Here is a 7,485-nt window from a genome sequence, read left to right on the forward strand (position 1 = left end):
AGACGGTTTTCTTTTATTTAGATTGAACTATATTTGTCACATTCAAGTATACGGGTATCTAAAGTTAAACGTGGTATACTGAGTATATTATTATCTTATATTATTATATAATTATAAATAAAAATTATATAATAAGTAGTAATTATTATTTTGATGATTTTTTTAAATCAGCTCCACGAGGTTTTTCATAAAGAAAAGCTAATTCTTCAATAGTCTAACCACCTCGAAGCAATGTAAAATTTTACACTTTATAGACCGCGTTTAAAAGGTTAAATTGATTTTAATTAACTCCTGTTTCTATGAACTATGAGAATAAAAAAAAAGCTCCAAATTTCTTTGGAGCTTCTATAGTATAAAAAGAGGTTTGACTATCTTCTTTTATCTCTAATTTTTGCTTTTTTACCAGTAAGTTCTCTGAAGTAGAAAATTCTAGCTCTACGAACTGCACCTTTTTTGTTGATTTCAATTTTTTGCAAAGCTGGCAAGTTTACTGGAAAGATACGCTCTACTCCTACTGCACCTGACATTTTACGAATTGTAAAAGTTTCAGTATTTCCTGAACCTCTTCTTTGAATAACAACTCCTTTAAAAAACTGAGTTCTTGTTTTTTCGCCCTCTTTAATTTCGTAATAAACTGTGATTGTGTCTCCAGCTCCGTAAACAGGGAAATCTTTTCTTGTTACAAATTCGTCTTGAACGAATTTCATTAAATCTGCCATGATAATTTTTTTAATTATGGTTTTAAATCAGAGCAACATTCACGGATTTCGCCAGAGGTTGGTCTAAGTGGATGCAAAAGTAATAAATAATTATGAATTATGAATTATGAATTATGCTTTTTTTCTAGAACTATATTCTTTTTCATAATTGCTTGATTAATGCTTGATTAATGCTTGATTTTATTTCGATATAACTAATTTCGAACTTGCCATTTGTTTTCCTTCGGAAGTAATTTTACAGATATAAATACCGTTACTTAGGTTACTTACATTTAATGTTATTATACTCTCTCCAAAGTTATAATTTGATTCTTTAATGTCGATAACTTTTGTACCTAAGATATTATAAATTTCAATTTTTATAGCTGTATTTTCTTTCAAATCGAAATAAATAGAAGCATTTCCTTTTGATGGATTTGGATATACTTCTAAATTTATCGAATTTTCTAAAGCGTGGTCTATTGTATTTAGAAAAGCCATGGGCTGTTGTTGCGTAACACAGTGTACCACACCTCCGCTTTTGTATAAATTTCGGCAATCGATACCCACAACCGTTCTTCCGGGATATAATCCTGCAATAATTGCATTAGCTACTGCATCATTAGGATCGTTGTAATTTGGAACTAAAACACGATTATTTGCTACATAATAATTAGCATAACTACCTTTGTAAGTTAGTGCTGCACCACTTGTAGGCTGTACATTATTTGCAGTTAGCGGAATAATGACTTTAGTAAACACCACATTACTTGCGTTTGAAGCAGCATATAATTTATCTATATCAGATTGCGGTGCACCCCAATATAATAAATCAGCTTGACTCATAGTTACTAGCTTGTTACCAGGAGCAAATTTTGCAAAACCATCAATATGCGCATCGGTAATATCATCTTGGCTAAACCAACCATCTAACCAGATAAATTTTGTAGCTCCTATATATTGAGTAAGTATTGCTTCTACTTGTACCTGAGTTTTTCCTAAATTTCTAACAGCATTAATTCCTGTTGGCGCTGTAGGGTTAGTCTGGGCAGTAATTGCGGATTTTGTTGCTAAAAAAGTACCTGCTCCGTCTAGTTCCCATGAACCACCTTCGATAGTTAATATACTGTTCAAGTTTAGTGGTATAAGTCCTGTTGCAGTACCCATAGCTGTTGGTACCGTATTGTCTTTGTCGAAGGCATAATCGCCTCCCCAACCATTAAAACCCCAATCTTGCATAACTAATGCGCCAGCTGAATTACGAACAAAAATACCTCCTATATCCCTCATCCAAACATCGTTTGTGGTTTTTATAATGAAGTTTACGTTTGTTAATGATACACTTGCGGCGTTTAGTAGGTTTGTTATTCTTGTTCGCTCTGTTGTATTATAAGCAATAATATGCACTTTTTCATTGGCTTGCAATGCGTTAGTCATAGCAACCCAAGTGGCATCATTCTCGTTTCGATAAGCATTTCCGTATTCAAAACTATGTGGCCAAGCCAACCATGTGCCTTCGTGTGGTTCGGATTCATCTGGGAAAGTGTAGGTTTGAGCGTAGTTATTATTCATAGAAAAGAGAAGGATTACTAATAGAATTTTTGTAAAAGTAGTTTTCATAGTTTTATTTTTATGTAGTTAGACAAGACAAAACTATATTTTTATAAAACTTATAAGTTGTCCAAAATGGACAACTTATAAAAGCGGAATTAATATCTCTGTTATAAAATCTGACTCAGAACTTGCGTTAGAATCGTGTTTTATGTAATTTTCTATAATAGGTAGATGGGAAAATTCTAACTCATTATCTAATATCCAGCCACCATAAATTTGAGCGTAGATTTTTTCGATACTATTGTAACTGCCATTATGAATAAACTTAGCGTATTTGCTCCCGAAAATTTCTTTTACGGGTAATTTTGGGTTCAAATTTTCAGCGAAAACACAAGCGTCATAATTACATTTTGATTTGTTTGTAATAATCACATCATCGGAAATAACACCAAAATATTGTGAGTTTGTAGTATCAAAATTATTTTTAAGAAAATTATCCCAAAGCGATTCTATTTCAGGATTTATATAATTTGTTCTACAACTCGAGTAATTAACTAGTTTTTTGGGTATAAAAATAATTTCAGGTTCTAAATCATAATCAATAGATTGTATGAAATTATTATCTCTAAAAAGTATTTCTTTCTTATTTCTGGCCACAGAAGGAGAAATACCAAAATGTTTTTTGAATGTTTTAGAAAAAGATTGCAAATCCGAAAAACCAACTTCAATAGCAATATCTGAGATTTGTTTTTTCGAATATAGTAATATTTTATAGCCGTTTTCGACTTTCAATCGGGTTTGATAACTTCCGATTGTTTCGTTAAATAGTGAAAAGAAAATACGTTGCAAATTCCTATAAGAATAACAAGAAATAGCTTCAAGTTCGCTTACAGCAATCAACTTGTCATAATTTTTCTCAATATAATTTTGAGTGTCGTAAATACGTTTCAAATATAGCTCACTCACTTTTTTCAGATTTCAGAATATTACTCTTCCAACAAATCAGGTCTTCTATTTTTTGTATGTTCATAAGCCATATCCTCTCTCCATTTGTCGATTTTTGCAAAATTTCCACTTGTTAAAACTTCTGGAACTTTCCAACCTTTATAATCTGCTGGACGTGTATAAATTGGAGGAGAAAGCAAATTATCTTGAAAACTGTCTGTTAATGCTGAGGTTTCATCACTTAAAACACCCGGAATTAATCTAATTAAAGCATCAGAAAGCACTAAAGCACCTAATTCTCCACCTGATAACACATAATCACCTATCGAAATCTCTCTAGTAATAAAATGATCACGAACTCTTTGATCGACTCCTTTATAATGACCACATAAAATGATAATATTCCCTAATAATGACATAGTGTTTGCCATTTTTTGGTTTAAAGTTTCTCCATCGGGTGTCATATATATTATTTCGTCGTAAGTTCTTTCGGATTTTAAATAGGTAATGCAATCATCAATAGGCTGCACATTCATCACCATTCCTGCGCCACCGCCAAACGGATAATCATCGACCGATTTTTGCTTATTAATGGTATAATCTCGTAAATTATGAAAATGAACTTCGACTAATCCTTTGTCTATAGCACGTTTCATAATCGAAGCTTCAAAAGGGCTTCGCAATAATTCTGGTAAAACGGTAATAATATCTATTCGCATGTTTTTTGAAAAAAGGTTCTGAGGTTCTAAGCGACAAAGGTACAAAGGTTTTTAGGAATAGTTTATATTTTTTCAGGAGCTATCCAGATAGCTATCGGGATACATCAGGGCTAAACTCCAAATTCGTATAAATGATGATCAAGGTGTTTCCATTGTAAATTATCCCATTCTTCAACAGTCATTTTACCAAAAAAAGGATGTTTGTATACTTTTATAGCATTTGTACCTTCTGTTTCAAAAGTTTTTACTTTTTTGATTAAATCGGCTTTGGTTTGTTCAAAATCATATTGACCGGTTCTGGTGAAATCCTTTGCTGTAGGACTATTTTTTTGAAAATGTTTAGATTTTAGCATTTTACCTTTAATCATTTTGCCTAAAAGTAAAAAAAGAAAATTCGATTTTAGTTTTAAGTCTCCAAAAGCCACATCAATAGGAGCCTGACAATGTGATAACATTTGGTCAACAGTCATTTTCCCCCATTGCGGTTGCGAATTTTGATTCAACTGATTAATTCGATTAATAATTTCTTGATTGTCAGATGAGTTGTAAATGCTTGACATAATATATAAGTTTAAAGTTTTAATTCCATTTGAATATCTGCTCTGTGATAATCAGTTTCGTCCAATGCTGTTTCTACAAAATGATATTTTTGATACAAATTTAAAGCTGTGTCTAACTTTCTGCTAGATACCAACATAATTGTTGATAGCTTTTTTTCTTTTGCAAAATTAATACAAGCATCCATTAATAAATTACTCAATTTTTGACCTTGAAACTTTTTATCAACAGCTAATTTCGCTAATTCATATTTAACATCATTTACTTTTTGCATGGCGACTGTTCCTGCGACTTCACCATCAACCAAACAAAAGAAAATTTCACCACCAGGTTTCAAAATGACTTCTTCAATGTTATCGAATACTTCAATATCATGCTTTTCAACAAAAAAATATTCTTCGAGCCAAGCTTTGTTTAAATCGATAAAATAGGATTTAAATTTTGGATTGTAAGTGATTATTTCTGTCTTCATTTAGTTGAGTTTATAAGCAAATTTAATCACATTTTAATTAATCCTAAAAGGTTTCAATTGTTATTTTAATACATTAATCATTATAATTTGTAAATTTGCACTTTAAAAATAAAAATCATAACAATGGAAAACGGAATATACGCTAAATTTAATACTACAAAAGGTAGTATTTTAGTAAAACTAGCACACGATTTAACACCTGGAACAGTTGGTAACTTTGTCGCACTTGCAGAAGGAAATCTAGAAAATAAAGTAAAACCACAAGGAACACCTTATTATGACGGACTAACATTTCACCGTGTTATTCCTGATTTTATGATACAAGGAGGATGTCCACAAGGAACAGGAACTGGAGCACCAGGTTATAAATTTGACGATGAGTTTCACCCAAGTTTGAAACATGACAAACCAGGAGTTTTGGCTATGGCAAATTCTGGACCAGGAACAAATGGTTCTCAGTTTTATATCACACACGTACCAACTACTTGGTTAGATGGTAAACATTCTGTTTTTGGTCATGTTGTAGAAGGTCAAGATGTTGTTGATGCAGTGGAAGGAAATGATATTCTAGAAACTTTAGAAATAGTTAGAGTTGGTGAAGAAGCTGAAAAATGGAATGCAGTAGAGGCTTTTAGAACTTTTGAAGGTTCTCGTGCAAAACGTGAAGCGGCAGAAAAAGCAGAAGGTGAAGCAAAAATGGAACAATTGGCTGCTGGTTTTGATAAAACAGAAAGCGGTTTACGTTACAAAATGATTCAAAAAGGTTCTGGTAAAAAAGCAGAAAATGGCAAAACAGTTTCGGTACATTACGAAGGTTCTTTAGAGTCTGGAAAAGTTTTTGACTCTTCTTATCCTCGCAAAAAACCAATTGATTTTAGATTAGGTCAAGGTCAAGTAATTGAAGGTTGGGACGAAGGAATTGCTTTACTTCAAGTAGGAGACAAAGCACGTTTTGTGATTCCGTCACATTTGGCTTACGGCTCTCGTGGTGCTGGTGGCGCTATTCCACCAAACGCTACTTTGATTTTTGATGTAGAATTGATGGATGTGAAATAATATTTTCATTAAAATAAATTTAAAAATCCCAACACGAAACTGTTGGGATTTTTTTTATTAAGAAAAACTGTTTTTACAATGTTTTTTTTTACTGATTAGAAGATAAAAAAAGGCTTCTCAATTTGAGAAGCCTTTTTTATAAACAAATATTTATAATTATCGTTTCATAGAAAAATGTGCTTTATGCTCTTTTGTAATTCCATTTTCTTCGTAGGTAACTATAAACCAGTAATCAGTTGAAGGCAATTCTTTTCCATTAAAAGTTCCATTCCAACCACTTCCAGAAGGTCTAATTTCCTTTATTAATTTTCCAAATCTATCAAAAATTAAAACTTTAGAATTTGCTTGACCTTTCAATTCAGGAATGTTCCATGTATCATGATAACCATCTGAATTTGGTGTAAAGTATCTAGGATAATCTACAATATAAGCAGTTGTAAATATTGAATCACATTCATTTCTTACTGTTATGGTATGTTGACCAGCACCTACATTTGTAAATACATTACTATTTTGAAAAGCCCCATTGTCTATTTGATATTCATATATTCCTATTGGAGTAACACTTACCGTTATGGTTTGCAAATCTGCAAAATAATCAGACGGCGTTGCAACAACAGTTGCTGGTGGCACAGAAACATTAACAGTTATTACTGCTCTTGGACTCTCACAAGTACCTACAGTTTGACTTACATAATAATTTGCACTACCAATTGCAGTTGTCGTAGGAATTGGAGCAGTAGCTGAACCTGTACCTCCAGTTGCCGTTGTATACCATAACAAATTACTTCCAACCGCAGTAAGCGGATTTGCTATATCATTTATACAATATGGTATTGGAGTTGTAACTGTTGGTGCTGATGGGTTATTTATAGTTACGTTTGCTGTAGCGGTACAACCATTACTATCTGTCATATAAGTAATAACTACAGTTCCTCCTGCAACTCCTGTTACCAATCCTGTATTACTTACAGTGGCTACTAAAGTATTTGAAGAAATCCAAGGAGTTGTTGCATTTGGAGTTCCAGAACCTGTAAGTTGTGTTGTTAATCCAATACAAGCATTTAAAGTTCCTGTAATTGTTGGTGATGCATTAACTGTTACTGTTGCGGTAATCACACAACCATTACTATTAGTATAAGTAATAATTGCGGTTCCTACTGAAACTCCTTTTACCAATCCTGTATTACTTACCGTAGCTACTCCAGAATTTGAAGAAACCCATGGATTAGTTGCATTGGCTGTAGCAGAACCTGTAAGTTGCGTGGTCAATCCAACACAAGCCGACAAGGTTCCAGTAATTGTTGGCAATGCGTTGATAGTTACCGTTGCAGTAATAATACAGCCATTACTATTTGTATAAGTAATAATTGCAGTTCCTACTAAAACTCCTGTTACCAATCCTGTATTACTTACAGTGGCTACTCCTGTATTTGATGAAGCCCAAGGTGTCGTCGCATTTGCAGTAGCAGAACCTGTAAGT

At 32.7% G+C, this 7,485-nt stretch carries 8 protein-coding genes; 1 reads left to right on the forward strand and 7 read right to left on the reverse strand.

Translation table 11 applies throughout. From position 1 onward, the window contains the following. Positions 1-368: 368 nt before the first annotated feature. The 6 genes from rplS to ACH2BG_RS07335 all read right to left on the reverse strand — a co-directional run bounded on the left by rplS (position 369) and on the right by ACH2BG_RS07335 (position 4,946). The gene (rplS, locus tag ACH2BG_RS07310) at positions 369-719 is read right to left on the reverse strand and encodes a 50S ribosomal protein L19 (RefSeq protein WP_395047051.1); all 351 of its coding nucleotides are present in this window, start codon (positions 717-719) and stop codon (positions 369-371) included. 180 nt (positions 720-899) lie between these two features. Further along, a complete protein-coding gene (locus tag ACH2BG_RS07315) occupies positions 900-2,318 on the reverse strand; it encodes an agmatine deiminase family protein (protein ID WP_395047052.1) in 1,419 nt (472 codons plus the stop codon). 75 nt (positions 2,319-2,393) lie between these two features. Continuing rightward, entirely contained in the window at positions 2,394-3,218 is an 825-nt protein-coding gene (locus ACH2BG_RS07320; RefSeq protein WP_395047053.1) for a GyrI-like domain-containing protein, read from the reverse strand. A gap of 20 nt (positions 3,219-3,238) precedes the next feature. Further along, the gene (gene trmD / locus ACH2BG_RS07325; RefSeq protein ID WP_395047054.1) at positions 3,239-3,916 is read right to left on the reverse strand and encodes a tRNA (guanosine(37)-N1)-methyltransferase TrmD; all 678 of its coding nucleotides are present in this window, start codon (positions 3,914-3,916) and stop codon (positions 3,239-3,241) included. A 110-nt stretch (positions 3,917-4,026) separates the two neighbouring features. Then, positions 4,027-4,476, reverse strand: a complete 450-nt coding sequence (locus ACH2BG_RS07330) for a DUF1569 domain-containing protein (RefSeq protein ID WP_395047055.1) — start codon at positions 4,474-4,476, stop codon at positions 4,027-4,029. Positions 4,477-4,487: 11 nt separating this feature from the next. Continuing rightward, positions 4,488-4,946, reverse strand: a complete 459-nt coding sequence (locus ACH2BG_RS07335) for a GNAT family N-acetyltransferase (RefSeq protein ID WP_395047056.1) — start codon at positions 4,944-4,946, stop codon at positions 4,488-4,490. 123 nt (positions 4,947-5,069) lie between these two features. Here ACH2BG_RS07335 and ACH2BG_RS07340 point away from each other — a divergent pair, with 123 nt between their 5' ends. Beyond that, positions 5,070-6,002 carry a peptidylprolyl isomerase gene (locus tag ACH2BG_RS07340; RefSeq protein WP_395047057.1) on the forward strand — a complete coding sequence of 311 codons (933 nt, stop codon included), beginning with the start codon at positions 5,070-5,072 and terminating at the stop codon, positions 6,000-6,002. A 156-nt stretch (positions 6,003-6,158) separates the two neighbouring features. Here ACH2BG_RS07340 and ACH2BG_RS07345 read toward each other — a convergent pair. Then, the coding region (locus tag ACH2BG_RS07345) for a T9SS type B sorting domain-containing protein (protein ID WP_395047058.1) at positions 6,159-7,485 on the reverse strand (1,327 nt) is incomplete at its 5' end.

Origin of the sequence: Flavobacterium sp., from assembly GCF_043779715.1 — a bacterium.
Lineage (GTDB): Bacteria > Bacteroidota > Bacteroidia > Flavobacteriales > Flavobacteriaceae > Flavobacterium.

Bases quoted from the DNA above. Each gene is read 5' to 3' on its own strand.
- rplS (WP_395047051.1), bottom strand. From the start codon at position 719: ATGGCAGATTTAATGAAATTCGTTCAAGACGAATTTGTAACAAGAAAA.
- ACH2BG_RS07315 (WP_395047052.1), bottom strand. From the start codon at position 2,318: ATGAAAACTACTTTTACAAAAATTCTATTAGTAATCCTTCTCTTTTCT.
- trmD (WP_395047054.1), bottom strand. From the start codon at position 3,916: ATGCGAATAGATATTATTACCGTTTTACCAGAATTATTGCGAAGCCCT.
- ACH2BG_RS07330 (WP_395047055.1), bottom strand. From the start codon at position 4,476: ATGTCAAGCATTTACAACTCATCTGACAATCAAGAAATTATTAATCGA.
- ACH2BG_RS07335 (WP_395047056.1), bottom strand. From the start codon at position 4,946: ATGAAGACAGAAATAATCACTTACAATCCAAAATTTAAATCCTATTTT.
- ACH2BG_RS07340 (WP_395047057.1), top strand. From the start codon at position 5,070: ATGGAAAACGGAATATACGCTAAATTTAATACTACAAAAGGTAGTATT.